15 protein-coding genes are annotated in these 14,287 nt (G+C 62.2%); 3 read left to right on the top strand and 12 right to left on the bottom strand.

What is annotated here, in order from left to right; translation table 11 throughout:
- The first annotated feature begins 95 nt into the window (after positions 1–95).
- Positions 96–1,028 (top strand): LysR family transcriptional regulator, encoded by a 933-nt coding sequence (locus tag IB249_RS08370; protein ID WP_192303490.1) that lies wholly within the window; start codon positions 96–98, stop codon positions 1,026–1,028.
- Positions 1,029–1,201: 173 nt separating this feature from the next.
- Here the strand turns inward: IB249_RS08370 and IB249_RS08365 are convergent, their stop codons facing one another.
- The 5 genes from IB249_RS08365 to IB249_RS08345 form a co-directional block, all read right to left on the bottom strand.
- Complete coding sequence (locus tag IB249_RS08365) at positions 1,202–2,170, bottom strand: ABC transporter substrate-binding protein (protein WP_192303488.1); 969 nt, start codon at positions 2,168–2,170, stop codon at positions 1,202–1,204.
- Positions 2,171–2,178: 8 nt separating this feature from the next.
- Complete coding sequence (locus tag IB249_RS08360) at positions 2,179–3,015, bottom strand: ABC transporter permease (RefSeq protein ID WP_192303486.1); 837 nt, start codon at positions 3,013–3,015, stop codon at positions 2,179–2,181.
- The gene (locus tag IB249_RS08355; protein WP_192303484.1) at positions 3,012–3,794 is read right to left on the bottom strand and encodes an ABC transporter ATP-binding protein; all 783 of its coding nucleotides are present in this window, start codon (positions 3,792–3,794) and stop codon (positions 3,012–3,014) included. Before IB249_RS08355 ends, IB249_RS08360 begins: the two co-directional genes overlap by 4 nt.
- Complete coding sequence (locus IB249_RS08350; RefSeq protein WP_192303482.1) at positions 3,791–4,351, bottom strand: carboxymuconolactone decarboxylase family protein; 561 nt, start codon at positions 4,349–4,351, stop codon at positions 3,791–3,793. The genes IB249_RS08355 and IB249_RS08350 overlap by 4 nt, the downstream gene beginning before the upstream one ends.
- Before the next feature lie 108 nt (positions 4,352–4,459).
- Positions 4,460–5,368, bottom strand: a complete 909-nt coding sequence (locus IB249_RS08345) for a LysR substrate-binding domain-containing protein (RefSeq protein WP_192303480.1) — start codon at positions 5,366–5,368, stop codon at positions 4,460–4,462.
- Between the two features lie 128 nt (positions 5,369–5,496).
- Between IB249_RS08345 and IB249_RS08340 the strand changes: the two genes are divergently transcribed.
- A complete protein-coding gene (locus IB249_RS08340) occupies positions 5,497–6,711 on the top strand; it encodes an MFS transporter (RefSeq protein WP_192303478.1) in 1,215 nt (404 codons plus the stop codon).
- Between the two features lie 174 nt (positions 6,712–6,885).
- Here IB249_RS08340 and IB249_RS08335 read toward each other — a convergent pair whose 3' ends face one another.
- The 5 genes from IB249_RS08335 to IB249_RS08315 are packed head-to-tail and all read right to left on the bottom strand — an operon-like array spanning position 6,886 to position 11,694.
- Positions 6,886–7,899: a proline racemase family protein gene (locus IB249_RS08335; RefSeq protein WP_192303476.1), complete on the bottom strand. Its 1,014-nt coding sequence runs from the start codon at positions 7,897–7,899 to the stop codon at positions 6,886–6,888.
- Between the two features lie 38 nt (positions 7,900–7,937).
- Complete coding sequence (locus IB249_RS08330) at positions 7,938–8,726, bottom strand: ABC transporter permease (protein WP_192303474.1); 789 nt, start codon at positions 8,724–8,726, stop codon at positions 7,938–7,940.
- Entirely contained in the window at positions 8,723–9,565 is an 843-nt protein-coding gene (locus tag IB249_RS08325; protein ID WP_192303472.1) for an ABC transporter permease, read from the bottom strand. The genes IB249_RS08330 and IB249_RS08325 overlap by 4 nt, the downstream gene beginning before the upstream one ends.
- On the bottom strand, positions 9,562–10,629 hold the full coding sequence (locus IB249_RS08320; RefSeq protein WP_192303470.1) for an ABC transporter ATP-binding protein: 1,068 nt from the start codon (positions 10,627–10,629) through the stop codon (positions 9,562–9,564). Before IB249_RS08320 ends, IB249_RS08325 begins: the two co-directional genes overlap by 4 nt.
- Positions 10,630–10,644: 15 nt before the next feature.
- Positions 10,645–11,694, bottom strand: a complete 1,050-nt coding sequence (locus IB249_RS08315) for an ABC transporter substrate-binding protein (protein WP_192303468.1) — start codon at positions 11,692–11,694, stop codon at positions 10,645–10,647.
- A gap of 108 nt (positions 11,695–11,802) precedes the next feature.
- Between IB249_RS08315 and IB249_RS08310 the strand changes: the two genes are divergently transcribed.
- Positions 11,803–12,840: a GlxA family transcriptional regulator gene (locus IB249_RS08310; RefSeq protein ID WP_192303466.1), complete on the top strand. Its 1,038-nt coding sequence runs from the start codon at positions 11,803–11,805 to the stop codon at positions 12,838–12,840.
- 12 nt (positions 12,841–12,852) lie between these two features.
- Here IB249_RS08310 and IB249_RS08305 read toward each other — a convergent pair whose 3' ends face one another.
- Together IB249_RS08305 and IB249_RS08300 are read right to left on the bottom strand one after the other, a co-directional pair.
- The gene (locus IB249_RS08305; protein ID WP_192303464.1) at positions 12,853–13,311 is read right to left on the bottom strand and encodes an acyl-CoA thioesterase; all 459 of its coding nucleotides are present in this window, start codon (positions 13,309–13,311) and stop codon (positions 12,853–12,855) included.
- A 30-nt stretch (positions 13,312–13,341) separates the two neighbouring features.
- Complete coding sequence (locus IB249_RS08300) at positions 13,342–14,286, bottom strand: LysR substrate-binding domain-containing protein (protein ID WP_192303462.1); 945 nt, start codon at positions 14,284–14,286, stop codon at positions 13,342–13,344.
- Between the last annotated feature and the right edge of the window lies 1 nt (position 14,287).

The raw sequence follows: 14,287 nt of genomic DNA, 5'->3' as shown, positions 1-14,287 counted from the left end.
TTCACAGCAAACCATCGGTATGAGCGGGTTTTACCGACGTAACATTCAAACTTATTGCTTCATGGGGAATAAAGTCCCTGGTCAGGGGAGACGACGTGGACCGCTTTCAGTCGATGCAGATTTTCACCCGTGTGGTCGAGATGCACAGCTTCAGCCGCGCCGCCGACAGCCTTTCGCTTCCGCCTTCGCGGGTGACGCGTGCGGTCAAGGACCTGGAGGCGTTTCTCGGCGTGTCCTTGTTGCGCCGCACCACCCGACACATCAGCCTGACGTCGGAAGGGACCTTTTACTACGACCACTGCCGACGTTTGCTGTCGGACATCGAAGCGGTCGAATCCAGCTTCCCGGGTTCCGCCGGGACCCCCCAAGGTCGATTGCGCGTCGACATGACGCTGTCGCTGGCGCGGCTAGTGGTGCTGCCAAGGCTCAAGGATTTCCAGGCGTCCTTTCCGGAAATCGAACTGACCCTGACGATGAACGATCGCACGGTCGAGCTGGTGCAGGAAGGCATCGACTGCGTGATTCGCGCCGGCACACCCGAAGACTCGGCGACGCTGGTGGCCAAGCGCATCGGCGCGTTCGAATGGGTGACCTGCGCGTCCCCCGAATACCTCGCCAGACATGGAGAGCCCCAAACCCTGGAGGACCTGGCGGATCACTGGGCGGTCGGTTACCTGTCCAGTCGAACAGCGCGCTCGCTGGAGTGGGATTTCGTGGTTGATGGCGAATACCGCAGCGTGCGCATGCGCGAACGCCTGATCGTCAACGACACCGACGCCTACGTGGTCACCGCCGCCGAAGGCCTGGGCATGATCCGCGCTGGCAGTTACATGGTGCGTGACCATCTGGCGGACGGGCGCCTGGTGCGCGTGCTTACCCGCTACAGCTCACCTGCCGTCCCGTTGTCGGCGATGTACCCGAAGAACCGTCACCTGTCACCGACCGTCAGGGCGTTCGTGGACTGGGTGGCCGAGGTCGTGCGCGAGGCGCAGCCGAGCTGGCGGTTTGACTCGCCAGCGGCGAGTTGACTCCAGCCCGTTCAGGTGGAAGCAACGAATCGGAGTCGCTGGATTGATGCCGTTCGCGCAGCCCGGTACTGGCGCTGCACTCAACGAAGCCACATTTCGCTGGACAAGCAGTTGAACCGTGGCGGAAAAACCAGGTGACCGGTCCACGCTCCCTCTGGCGGGCGGCGCTGAGCTTAATTGCGCTTGCTTGCCTGCTGATCCGCCCACTGCAAATCAATCCAGCTGGGATCCTTCGGAATCTCTTGCAAGTTGCCCAGATCCACCTGCGTCGCCAGCGCATCCTCCAGCGCCTTCGGTTCGATCGCCACCGAGTCGGCGAATACACCGTCGTTGATCAGGCGCAGTACCGAAGCGCGCACCACGGCCGGGTCCAGGTTGGGGAACAGTTTCAAGCCGCTGGCAACAGCGGCTTCGGGATCCTTGTGAATGGCTTTGAGTGCGCGGTCGATCCCGCTGACGAATTTGTGCGAGGTGTCCGGATCGATGTCCTTGCGGGTCGAAATGGCGGAGAAGGTGTAGGGACCCATCTGTTTCGAGAACGCCGCGACCACCTTGTAGCCCTGCGCCTCTGCCTGCGAAGCGCCCGGTTCATACAACACGGCGCAATCGGCCTGGCCGGAACTGAGCGGGCCAATCTCGTTGCCCATCGGCACCTGGAGGATGTTCAGGTCCTTCTTGGGGTCCAGGCCGGCTTGCTGCGCCAGCCTCAGGAAGGCGGAAGTGCTGGTGGTGGGCATGGTGCCGGTGGAAATGGTCTTGCCGGCCAGGCTGGTGAAACCGTTGAACGTCACATCTGCCTTGCAGGTCAGCCACACGCCCAGGCGATTGAGGGTGCCGCCGACGATTTTCACCGGGGCGCCACGGCTGTAGGAGATCGCCGTCCATTCCGGTCCGTGCAGCGAGAAGTCGGCACTGCGGGCGATCACCGCCGCCAGCGCGTTGGTTGAGGACGAGGCAACGTCGATGCGCACGTTCAGGCCTTCGTCCTTGAAATAGCCGTGCTCCTCGGCGAAATACACCGGCAGGTAAAACACCGATTTGAAGGCGGCCGAGACCACGGTCTGGTCCTGGGCAACAGCGCCCAGGGACAGCGTTGAGGCCAGGGCAAAACCTGCCAGTCGAATGGACGGGGACAATTTCATGCGAGTTCCTAGAGTTTGAAGTTCGTGGCGTAGGTCTGGTCTTTCCAGCGCAGCAATTTTCGTTCGGCCAACTCGACCCCGGCGTAGAGCACAAAGCCCAACGCCATCAGGCTGAAAATCCCGACCCACACGGTGTTCAGGTCATACAGTGAAGAGGCGACGAAGATCACATGGCCGATGCCGTAGCTGGACGAAATGAATTCACCGACCACGGTGCCTACCAGCGCGAAACCGATGTTGATGCGAAAGGTACTGATCACGTAGGGCAGGGAGGAGGGCACCACCACTTTGGCGAATATCTGCCACTTGCTGGCGCCCAGGGAAATCAGCATTTTCTGCAGGTCCGGGTCGGTGTCCTTGGCGGCCTGGAACGCCGCGAGCAAGGCAACGATCGAGGTCAGGGAAATCGACAGGGCAATTTTCGACACCAGGCCGGTGCCGAACCAGAGGATCACCAATGGCGCGAAGGCAATTTTCGGCACGCTGTTGATCGCCACCAGAAACGGCTCGATCACCCGGGCCACGTACGGCGAGTACCACAACAGCAATCCCGGTACGGTGCCCAGCACGGTGCCGGCGACAAAACCGATGATGGAGGCCCACAAGGTGTAGTAAGCGTGCTCCCACAGTTCACTTGACTGGATCAGCTTCCAGCCGGCCAGCGCAGTGCCGCTGGGCGAGCCGAACAGGAACGCGGAAATGAACCCGGCGCGCACGCCGTATTCCCAGGTGCCGACCACCAGCAACAGGATCGCCAGTTGCACCAGGCCGACCGGCAGGCGGCGTCGGGTTCGTGGTGCGGGGGTGTTGACTGCCAGCGCAGTCGTTGAAGTGGATGGGGTCATGAGGCCTGTTTCCTGGCGGCAGTCTGGATGTCCAGTTCCCGACACAGCAGGTCGAAGTAACCGGCGAAACGCGGGTCGTGACGCGCCTCCAGCGGTGAACGGGTTTGCAACTCGATGCGTTGCTCGCTCTTGACCCGGCCAGGGCGCGCGCTCAGCACATAAATGCGTTGCGACAGGGCAATGGCTTCATCGATATCGTGGGTCACCAGTACCACCGTCTTGCCTTGTTGGCTGGCCGTATCGACCAGCATGGCCTCCAGGTAAAGGCGCGTCTGGTAGTCCAGGGCCGAGAACGGTTCATCGAGCAACAGGATGTCCGGGTCAGGCAGCAGGGTCCTCGCCAGCGCCACGCGTTGACGCATGCCACCGGATAGCTCCTTGGGGTAGCTGTTCTGGAAGGGCAGCAAGCCGAAATCCTGCAAATACTCGCGCGCGCGCTCGATGGATTCGGCACGGGCGACGCCCTTGACTTCCAGGCCGACAATCACGTTTTCCAGCACGGTGCGCCAGGGCATCAGCAGGTCACGCTGCAGCATGTAGCCCACCCGCCCGCGCAGGTGCGGCACCTCGTGGCCGTCCAGTGCAATACGACCGCTGTCGTGTTCCAGCAGCCCGGCGAGGATGTTGAACAGCGTCGACTTGCCGCAGCCCGAAGGGCCGATGATGCTGACGAACTCGCCGGCCTGGACTTGCAGGTTGATGTCGTCCAGTACCGGTACCGGCTGGCCATCGGTGTTGAAGGATTTGCGCAGATGACTGATCGCCAGCTTGGCGGTCATACCGCTGGCTCCGGGTGCAGTTCGGCAGCGACGATGTCTTCGTTCGGCACTTCGAGGGCTTCATTGAAGCGCTTGAAGAAACTGCACAGGGCAATGCGGATGGTCAGCTCCACCACCTGCTCTTCGCTGTAGTACTCGCGCAGCCGGCGATGGACGTCGTCGCTGATGCGCTCGGGGGTCAGGGTGACGAGGCGGGCGTAGTCACGAACCAGCAGATCCTGTGCATCAAGCCCCGGCACCTGGTCGTCGAGCAGGTGCTCGATCGCCTCCTGGCTGATGCCGTGCGCCGCCAGCTTCGGCTCGTGCAGGGTGATGCAGTAATGGCAGGCGTGTGCCTTGGACGCCGTGAGCAGGGCGATCTCCAAGTGCCGCGGCGAGATCAGCGCATCGCGCTTGGACTGCACCAGATAACCGAACAAATACTCCAGCGCAGGTGGCCGGTGGGCGAATGCGCCCAGCAGGCTGGCGTAGGGGCCATAGTCCTGCAAGAGTCGGTCGAAGGTATGGGCGGTGGACGGTTCGAGGTGCTGGCGATCGAGGACGGTAAGGCGAGACATCGTGGCGTGGATCCGCTGACAAAAGAGGCCGATTCTAGGCAGGGTCCCGAGCACGCTCTAAATATCGTGTTGGAATGAGCTTATGCGTTGGCTCTTGGCACTGCGCCATCATCGACCCGTCAGTTGCAGGCTCTCGCTTCTGAACCATTCCAGGATCCTGCGGATTTCAGGCGTGCTCTCTTTCCCGGGCGAACACAGAAAGTGATAGCCGGTGCCGCAGTTCATTTCCTCCGTGACCAGTTTTTGAAGGGATCCGGTGTCCAGTTCATCGGAGAGGTGCGACGTCCGGGCCATGGCCACGCCCAGGCCTCGGATGGCCGCTGAAACAGCCATGTTGGAGTGAGGAACGGTGAGAACGCATTCGAACGGCAACGACGACAGGTCGTTCTTCTGCAGCCAGTAATCCCATGAGGGCGTGGAGACCATTTCCCCATTTTGCAGGCTTCGCCAGCGCAGGATGATCGGGTACTTGAGGACCTCCGCCACGCTGCCGGGCAGCCCCAGGCGGGCGATGAGGGCAGGGCTGCACACCGGAAAGATCCGCTCCGGGAGGATGAACTCCGAGAACAAACCCGGCCAGGCGGCGCTCTCTTCTCCCAGGCGGATGGCGGCCTGTGCGCTGGGGTTGTCGAATCTTGAAAACTCATCGGTATTGAGCTGAATCCGGATATTCGGATGGGCCGCGTAGAACCTGGGCAAGCGAGGGATCAGCCAGGTGTTGGCAAAGGAGTCATGCACGAACAGCTCAACCATCGACTGGCCCTGGGCATCACGCTCGAACCGGCCGGCGAGGGCGTTGATGTCTTTGAGGAACGTGCGGACAGTCGGCAGCAACTCGGCACCGGCCTTCGTCAGCGTCATGGCGCCTGAGCTGCGATCAAAGAACTGCGCGCCCATGATCTCTTCCAGCTGCTTGATCTGATGACTGATCGCACTTTGCGTGATGTGCAGCTCCAGGGCGGCCTGGGAGAAATTCAGGTACCTGGCACAGGCCTCGAAGCCGCGCAGCGCTGTCATGGATGGAAACTTCCTAATCGCCATTGCCATCCCTCTCAAACAATCTCATAGGGCATCAATTCCTTTCATTAACGGCCATGCGTTGCCAAGGGACACAATGTCCCTCCACCCTCGCGCGACATGAAACCATGGCCTCTTCAGTTCCTGCATCTGACGTTTCGGATATTAAACGCACCTCGAACAAGAATACCCTTGTCGCCGCCTGTACCGCCCACGCCGCCCATGATGGTTTAAGCGACCTGGTGTATGTGTTTCTTCCGGTCTGGCAGGAAATGTTCAGCCTGAGCTATGTGTGGCTGAGTGTACTCAGAAGTGCCTATGCGTTGACCCTCGCGTCCCTGCAGATTCCGGCTGCAACGTTGTCGAAAAAATTCAGGCCTGCCCATCTGCTCGTTGTCTCGACGGTGGTGACCGCGCTGGGCTGGTTCCTCGCCGGTCTGGCGGGAAGCGCAGTGGCCTTGGGCGGCGCGCTGGTCATCGCGGGAATCGGCGCAAGCGTGCAACATCCCATTGCCTCGGCCATGGTGGCAAGGGCTTACGGCGGTGCGGCGAAAAGACCCTTGGGTCTCTACAACTTTGCAGGGGATGTCGGCAAATCGATTCTGCCGGCGTCGGCCGCCGCTCTACTGACCTACGGCACCTATCACAATGTGCTGATGATGTACGCCGGCGTGGGGCTGCTGGCCGCTGCACTGGTCTGGTCACTGCTCAGAAACGTCGTCGCCGGTGGCGAGGCTCCAGTGTCCAGAACACCCGTCCGCGCCGACAGTCCGGCCGCAGGGTATCCGCGAGCCTTTCAAGCCCTGTTGGCGACGGCGGTGTTGGACAGCGCGGTCCGGATGGGTTTCCTCACCTTTCTGCCGTTCATCATCAAGGCTCATGGCGGTTCGTTGGCCCAGACAGGGTTGGGGCTGACGCTGGTGTTCATCGGTGGGGCGATCGGCAAGTTCTGCTGTGGCTGGATCGCGGATGTGCTGGGCAGCGCCAGGACCATTCTGCTGACGGAGTTGCTGACCGCAGCGTTGATCGCCGTGGTGCTGTTTTCGCCCCTGACCCTGGCCATGCTGGCATTGCCGTTGCTGGGTGTCGTGCTCAATGGCACATCGTCGGTCCTGTACGGCGCGGTCAACGATGTGGTGGACCCGGCAACGCTGGAGAAGAGCTATTCGGTTTTCTACACCGGCACCATCGGTGCAGGGGCGCTGGCTCCCGTGCTGTATGGTTACGCCGGCGATCACCTGGGTGTCGCGGCAGCGGTGTTGATCATTGCGGGCACGGCGGCCGTTTCGTTTGTGCCGGTGACGATCGTCAACCTGGTCAACCCGCGTGTCTTCGACCAATAACGACTGATCGGATCAACCGCGTTACCGTTGACGATCCTCGCCCCTACAGTGATTCTCGGTGAGCGCAGTGCTGTGGGAGCGAGCCTGCTCGCGATGGACTGGAGAACGCCGCGGGGCACCGGGTTTGCGCGTTATCGTTGACGACCCTCGCGAGCAAGCCGCTCCCACTATTCTTCAGTTGATGACAAACCCTGCGCCCACCGGGTCGTTGCGTTCGATCACCCAGCGCGAGGTGCCGAGGATGCTCGCCGTCCCCTTGACGGTGGGTCGCACGGCGCGGGTGCCGTTGAGGTCCACTTCACCGAGCAGGCAGCCTTCGAACGTGCCACTGCCCAGCAGCCCTTCGGACAGGATCGGCTGGTTCAGCCCCAGTTTCCCGCGGGCCTCGAACATCGCCATCATCGCGCTGGTGCCCGTGCCGCCCGGGGAGCGGTCGAGCTGGCCGGCGCTGAAGACGTGGACGTTTTTGTAGAACGCGCCTTCGATGGTCGCCGGGTGCCAGAACGTGATGAAGTTGAGGTCGTTGATGTGCGCCTCGGTCGGGTGCTGAATCTTCAACTGCCTGTTGATCTGATCCCGTGCCAGCAGGCCAAGGCGCGACAGTTCGCTGCCGTTGTCCGGACTGATGCGCAGGTCGCAGTCGGTCAGGTCGACGATGCCGAAATAGTTGCCGCCCCACACCAGGTCGGCCTTGAGGTCGCCATAGCCGGGAAGCTGGATCGGAATGTCTTGTGCCGCAACATAGGCCGGCACGTTTTCGAACCGGGTCCAGAGCACGTTTTCACCTTCCGATGCCACTTCGGCCACGACCAGCCCGGCCGTGGTTTCAAAGCGGATTTTGGTGATGCCGTCCTTGCCACGCGGCACCAGGCCCAGGGCGACCATCGCCATGCTCACGGCAATGGTGCCGTGGCCGCACATGTGCGAGTACACGCTGCCGTCCATGTAGATCAGACCAGCGTCGAATTCGCTGCTCGAAGGCGGGGTGAGGAACACCCCGAACATGTCCTTGTGGCCACGGGGTTCCTGCATCAGGGCCTTGCGTACCCAGTCGTAGTTCTGCTCGAGGAAGGCCCGTTTGGCCAGAATGCTCGAGCCGGCAGGGTAGGGAATACCGCTGTGGACGATGCACAGTGGCTCGCCTTCGGTATGGGTATAGATGACATCGAACGTGTCTTGCATGCGCATGACTGCACTCCTGGCTTGCGGGATGTTTGGTGTGAGGGTTATTTGCGTTCTGACAAAAGGTCGAGACCGATGCACAGGTCCAGAATGATCACGGCAATCACGACGACGAGGATGGTGGCGCCGGAGGCGGCCGCGATGGTCGGGTCGACGGTGTATTGCACGTAATTGAAGAGCTTCACCGGGATGGTGTTCAGGTCCGGGGTGGTGTTGAAGATCGACAGCTCCACGTTGATCCAGGACGAGATGAACGCGAAAATCGACCCGGTCACCAGGCCCGGCCGGATCTGCGGCAGGGTCACCAGAAAGAACGTGGTCCAGGGTGTCCCGCCCAGATCGCTCGAGGCTTCTTCCAGCGCGCGCTGTTCGGGCGTCAGCATCGACAGCACCGACCGCAGGACGAAGGGCGAGATGATGATGGTGTGGCCGATCAGCAGGGCGAGGAAACTGCGGGTCAAGCCCAGGTAGCCGCCGAACTGCAACAACGCCGCGCCCAGCACGATGTGCGGGAACACCAGCGGTGACGTCAGCGCTGCGAGGATCGTGCCCTTGCCGCGAAACTCGTAGCGGGCCATTGCCAGGGCGGCCGGAACGCTGAGCAACACGGCGACGAAGGTCGCTGCCAGCGCCAGGATCGTGCTGGTCGCAAAGGACGCCACGTAGCTCGGGTCGCTCAGCATTTTGCCGTACCAGTCCAGCGTCCAGCCCTGTGGCGGGAACGCCAGGAAGGAGGTCGCGGTGACCGAGACGCCGAGGATGACCACCAGCGGCAGCAGCATGTAGCCGAGTACGGCCCACGCCACCAGTCTGACCAAGAGTTGCGTGATCATGATTGGCTCCCCCGAATGCTGCCCACCCGCCCGGCGAGCCCGACCATCACCAGGGTGAAGATCAGCAGCACCACGCTCAGTGCTCCGCCGTAGTTGAAATCGAACACCGAACTGTATTGCTGGAAAATCAGCATCGACAGCACCGAGATCCGCCCGCCGGACAGCAGCGCTGGCGTGACGTAGGCGCTGGCCGCCAGGGTGAACACCATGATCGAGCCGGAAATGATGCCGGGCATGGTCAGCGGCAACACCACATGGAAAAACGTCGCGCGAGGGCTGGCACCGAGATCGTCGGACGCCTGTTCGTAGGCCGGGTCGACCTGCGCCAGGGCGTTGCCGGCCGCCAGCACAATGAACGGCAGCAGGATGTAGACCATGCCGATCAGGATGCCGAGTTCGGTGCCCAGGAAGCGCACCGGCGTGTCGATCAGGCCGACGTCCATCAGGCTTTGATTGACCAGGCCCTTGCGCCCCAGCAGCACCATCCAGCCGAACGAGCGCACGATGTTGCTGGTGAACATCGGCACCACCAGCAGGATCACGCAGGCGCGACGCCAGGCTCGCCATTTCACGACGCGCACCAGATACCAGGCCAGCGGATAACCCAGCAGCAACGAGATCAGCGTGGTCAGGGCGGCGATGCGGAACGTCACGAGGATCACGTCCCAGTGGTACTGATCGCCCAGCACCTTGATGTAGTGCTGCAGGGTGAACGCCTGGTCGCCACTGGTGGTCAGGCTGGCGAAGATCACCACCGCGAAGGGCGCCAGAAAGAACGCAGTGAAGAACGCCAGGGCACCGAACAGCATCAGCGACGGCGCGAGTGCGGTGCGTCTCATAGCGTTTCCCCGATCAGGTGCAGGTGCGCCGGATCGAAGCCCAGGCGCACCGCGCTGCCAGAGATCAGGTCGGCCCGGGGCAAGCCCATGGTTCGGGCCACGACGGGTTGGCCGTCGATCATGGAGTGGACCAGGGTGTGGCTGCCCACGCTGATGACATCGGTCACCGTGCCGTGGAGTTCGCAGCGCCCGGGGCTTTCCAGGCTCGAGGCATCCAGTACCTGCACATGCTCGGGGCGCAGCACGGCCGTGCCGCGTGGCAACAGGTTCCTCGCCATGTAGAGCAATGGGGTATGGGTGACCGCCAGGTGGATTTCACCACTGTCGCGGGCCTCGTAACCGATCAGGTTGGCCTCGCCAATGAAGTCCGCGACGAAACGCGAGGCGGGGGCGCTGTAGATTTCGCTGCTGGTCCCGACCTGTTCGATGCGTCCGGCGTTCATCACCACGATTCGGTCGGCGATGGTCATCGCTTCTTCCTGGTCGTGCGTGACGAAGATGAAAGCGATCCCCAGCTTGGCCTGCAGGTGCTTGAGTTCCAGCTGCATGCGCTTGCGCAACTTCATATCCAGCGCCGAGAGCGGTTCGTCGAGCAACAACAGTTTCGGTTGGTTGACGATGGCGCGGGCCAGGGCCACGCGTTGCTGTTGCCCCCCGGACATGCCACGCGGAAAACGGTCTTCCAGGGCCTCCAGGCCGACCATCGCCAGGGCTTCTCTGGCCTTGAGCTTTGCTTCGTTGCGCCCCAGTCCCTGACGCCTTGGGCCGTAGGCAATGTTCTCCAGCACGGTCATGTGTGGAAACAGCGCGTAGTTCTGAAACACCGTGTTCAGGGGCCGACGGTAGGGCGGCAGACGGCTGACGTCCTGGCCGTCGATGGCGATGCTGCCCGAGTCCGGCTGCATGAAGCCGGCAATCGAGCGCAGCAAGGTGGTCTTGCCGCAGCCGCTGGGGCCGAGCAGAACGATGAATTCGCCCTGCTGGATATCCAGATTGATATGGTCCAGCGCCTGGAAGGGCCCGAAGTGTTTACAGACGCGGTCGATGCTCAACAAAACTGACATTGCAGACCTCACGAGCTACTTGGCGGTGACTTTGCGGTTCCAGTCGTTCGTGACGGCGGCGCGCTGCGCGTTGATCTGGCTCCAGTCGAACAGACGCAGGCTGTCGATCGAACCGTTCACGCCCCAGGGCAATTTGCGCGCCACGTCCTGCGCGACTTCAACGTCTTTGACCGCCGGCCCCAGGTACAGCTTGCTGGCCAGGCAGGACGCCGCTTCGCGGGTCAGCGCGGTGTTGATGAACTGCTCGCCGGCTTTGCTGTTCTTGGCGCCCTTGATCAGGTGCAGGCGGGCGTCGGTGGCCCAGGCACCTTCCTTGGGAATGGTGAAGCCGATGGGCGCGCCTTTGTCGATCAGGTCCCAGGCGCCGACGTTGAAATGCGCCCCGATGATCGCTTCGCCACTCTGGAAGGCATTGGTGGCGGCGCCCGAACTGTCAAAGAACAGCGCGGTGTCCAGCGCACCGAGCTTGCTGTAGACCTGGTCCAGATGGGCGCGGTCGATGCCCCAGACGTCGGCCATGAAAAACACGAAGGGCACCCCGGACGAGTTGGCGGGCGAGGGCAGCGCGATGGCGCCGGCGTACTCCGGATTCCACAGGTCTTTCCAGCTGGTGGGTGCTTGCTTGATGTCCTTGGTGTTGTAGGTCAGGCCAAGGGAGTAGTAACCGCTGCTCACCGCGAAGGTGTGGCCGGCGTTGCTGTATATCGCCTTGTCCTGCACGTTTTTCAGGTTGGGAATCGCTGCCGGGTCCAGGTCGGCGACCACCCCGGCGTCATAGGCCATTTCGCTGATGCCGCCGTCCATCCAGGCCACGTCGATCGTCGGGCTGGATTTCTGTTGCTGGAGCTTGGCCAAAGTGACGGTCGAGGTGCCGACTTCGGCGGCCACGGCGATCCCCGTGGCTTGCGTGAAAGGTTCTGCAACACATTTGAGGAACGCGTCACCCCAGTTACCGCCGTACAACGCCACGGTCAGTTTCTGCGAGTCGGCCAGAACGGCCGGTGAGGCGATGCAGCCGGTGACTAACAGCGCGGCGGTGATTGTCTGACCCGTCTTGAGTTTCATCGTGTGTCCTCTATAGCTGTTGTTGGACTGTTCCCCTTGCGTGCATCTTGCTCGTATCGTCGATTCGAGCGCTTGCACTTCGGGGTCTTAAAGTTGAATAGTTAGGTCATGCCCAAAATGACTCCGGTAAACCCGCATTGCCAACTGTCCGCCGTTCCCGGCTGCGGGGCGAACAGCCGTCCGCAGCTGTCCGTGGGCTTCGTCCTGCTGGACCAATTCACTCTGGCGGCGTTTTCCGGGTTTATCGATGTCTTGCGCCTGGCCGCCGACCTGGGAGGCGGCAGCCGGCAGATTCATACGGCGTGGCAAGTGATGAGTGTCGACGGGTTGCCGCGAACTTCCAGTGCGGGCATCGCGTTGGAGGTGACCGGCGGCCTGGCGCAGGATCTGGAAGCGTTCGACTACGTGGCCATCTGCGGCGGCAACGATTACCTCAACACCCACATGCCGAGCCCATTGCGGGACTGGTTGCAGCGCGTTGCAAAGAGCCGGACGCGACTGCTGGGCATTTGCACCGGGACATTCGCCCTGGCGCAGGCGGGTGTGGTGGGCAGTCGTTCGGTGTGTGTGCACTGGAACGTGCTGGATGCCTTTCGCACCCGGTTCCCCAAGACCCCGGCCGCAGTCGATCATCTGTTCATCGACGAAGGCGACCTGATCACCTGCGCCGGTTCGACGGCCGCCATCGACCTCGCGCTGTACCTGGTGGCCCGCCATTGCGGGCGGGAGAAAGCCCAGCAGGCGGTGCGGCACATGATGCTGCAGGGGATTCGCCAGGGCCGGCAGCCACAGGCGCATTTCTACGCCAACCTCGAGGACATCAAGGATGAGCGCGTGCGCCAGGCCGCGCATTACATCGAACAGCGCATGGACAGCCTGCCGACCCTGGACGCCATCGCACGTTACGTGGGCCTCGGCCGGCGCCAACTGACCCGGGCCTTCCAGCAGTCGCTGGGGCTGTCACCCATGGAGTTCCAACGCTCGCTGCGCGTGGAGTACGGCGCCTGGCTGCTGGTGAACAGCCACAGCAGCATCACCCAGATCGCCATGGATTGTGGCTTTTCCGATGGCGCGCACTTCTCTCGCGAGTTTCGTGCCCGGTTCAACATGTGTCCGCGCCAGTATCAGAATGAAGCGCGGGTTTGAGCCTCCGCAGTGTCACGAATCCATCCAGCCATTGGCCGCAAACTCGTCCTTCAACCCTTGCAGTCGACTGGTGGCGGTGGCCGTGAAGGGACGAACCCGGCGCGTGCCAAGGTCCACGTGCAGCGCCGTCTGGCACATGCTTGCGCTGAGGTAGTTCTGCTCGTGGTGGTAGAGGTCGACCTGGGTCACCAGGCGCTTGTCGTCGAAGCGCACAGGGGTCAACTCCACCCGTAATGGATCGCCCGCGCGGACTTCCCTGATGTATTTGACGTTGGCCTCGACGGTGAACAGGCCGCAGTTGTGCTCCAGGGTATAACCCTCGCCAAGGCCGAACTGACCGAGGATGCGATGACCCAGTTCATCGAGCAGTTGCACGTAGTAGGCCATGTTCATGTGGCCGTACAGATCAATCCATTCATCTTTGACGACGGCCAGTTCATGGGGTTTTGCTTTCGGTTGTGAGGTTTTCAACGGTGGGGCTCCGGGGTTGCAGGATGAGCATCAATGCGGTGCCGTCTCGCTGGGCGAGCGCGCTACTGGTGCGTTTTTGTCGCCTTTCTCCAACTCGTGCGGAAAGACGGAATGCAGCCAGCTACGGAGTCTGACGATAGCCGGGTCATTCCATTTTCGCGTCGGGGCAATGAAGTAGTAGCCACCGAGGCGGATGGTCATGGGCAGAACTTCCACCAGTTCGCCGGCCGCGATTTTTTCATCGGCCAGCAGCTCGCTCACCAGCGCGATGCCCTGTCCCATGCAGGCTGCTTCGAGGGTCAAATGCCCGTGCCATAACCGAGGGCCACGCAGCCTGGGTATATCGGTGACACCGGCGATGCTCAGCCACTGCGACCAGCGTTGCGTATTGCGTTCGTGGATCAGCGGCAGCCCCAGGACATCCTCGGCGCTGAACACCTCGGGATAGCGATTGCAGAATGCCGGGCTCGCCACGGCGCGGATCAAGGGCCGGGCAAACAGCTCTGCGCAAAGCTCGTCGCCAAGGTTCAATTCTTCGAGATAGACGATTTCAGCATCCGCTTCGTTGCGGTTGAAGTCGGGCCGGGTGCTGGTGGGCTCCAATGTCAGTTCACGACCGTTCAAGGCCTCTTCCAGTTCTCCCAGACGCCCCAGCAAGCGCCGCGACGCCAGGCCCGCCATGCAGCAGACATGCAGCGCATCCTCGCCCTGGCGAAGGTCGCTGCTGGCATCGGCAATGATGTCCAGGGCCCGTCGCAGTTGGGCGGCGTAGCGTTGCCCCTCGCGTGTCATCTCCAGCCCGCGACCGGATTTTCTGACCAGTTTCGTCCCCACGGCAGTTTCCAGATTCTGGATATGGCGCGAGATGACGGTGTGCGAAACCGAGAGCTCCTCGGCACATTGGCGCACGCTGCCCCAGCGGCTGAAACCTTCGAAGGCACGCACGGCGAGCAGGGGAGGAAGGCGTCGGTTCATG

It is taken from the genome of Pseudomonas sp. PDM04 (assembly GCF_014851765.1).
Classification (GTDB): Bacteria; Pseudomonadota; Gammaproteobacteria; order Pseudomonadales; family Pseudomonadaceae; genus Aquipseudomonas.
The sequence above is the reverse complement of the archived record's forward strand: the minus strand, read 5'-3'. Positions and strand labels throughout refer to the sequence as shown.

Bases quoted from the DNA above. Each gene is read 5' to 3' on its own strand.
- IB249_RS08365 (WP_192303488.1), bottom strand. From the start codon at position 2,170: ATGAAATTGTCCCCGTCCATTCGACTGGCAGGTTTTGCCCTGGCCTCA.
- IB249_RS08360 (WP_192303486.1), bottom strand. From the start codon at position 3,015: ATGACCCCATCCACTTCAACGACTGCGCTGGCAGTCAACACCCCCGCA.
- IB249_RS08355 (WP_192303484.1), bottom strand. From the start codon at position 3,794: ATGACCGCCAAGCTGGCGATCAGTCATCTGCGCAAATCCTTCAACACC.
- IB249_RS08350 (WP_192303482.1), bottom strand. From the start codon at position 4,351: ATGTCTCGCCTTACCGTCCTCGATCGCCAGCACCTCGAACCGTCCACC.
- IB249_RS08345 (WP_192303480.1), bottom strand. From the start codon at position 5,368: ATGACAGCGCTGCGCGGCTTCGAGGCCTGTGCCAGGTACCTGAATTTC.
- IB249_RS08340 (WP_192303478.1), top strand. From the start codon at position 5,497: ATGGCCTCTTCAGTTCCTGCATCTGACGTTTCGGATATTAAACGCACC.
- IB249_RS08335 (WP_192303476.1), bottom strand. From the start codon at position 7,899: ATGCGCATGCAAGACACGTTCGATGTCATCTATACCCATACCGAAGGC.
- IB249_RS08330 (WP_192303474.1), bottom strand. From the start codon at position 8,726: ATGATCACGCAACTCTTGGTCAGACTGGTGGCGTGGGCCGTACTCGGC.
- IB249_RS08325 (WP_192303472.1), bottom strand. From the start codon at position 9,565: ATGAGACGCACCGCACTCGCGCCGTCGCTGATGCTGTTCGGTGCCCTG.
- IB249_RS08320 (WP_192303470.1), bottom strand. From the start codon at position 10,629: ATGTCAGTTTTGTTGAGCATCGACCGCGTCTGTAAACACTTCGGGCCC.
- IB249_RS08315 (WP_192303468.1), bottom strand. From the start codon at position 11,694: ATGAAACTCAAGACGGGTCAGACAATCACCGCCGCGCTGTTAGTCACC.
- IB249_RS08310 (WP_192303466.1), top strand. From the start codon at position 11,803: ATGCCCAAAATGACTCCGGTAAACCCGCATTGCCAACTGTCCGCCGTT.
- IB249_RS08300 (WP_192303462.1), bottom strand. From the start codon at position 14,286: ATGAACCGACGCCTTCCTCCCCTGCTCGCCGTGCGTGCCTTCGAAGGT.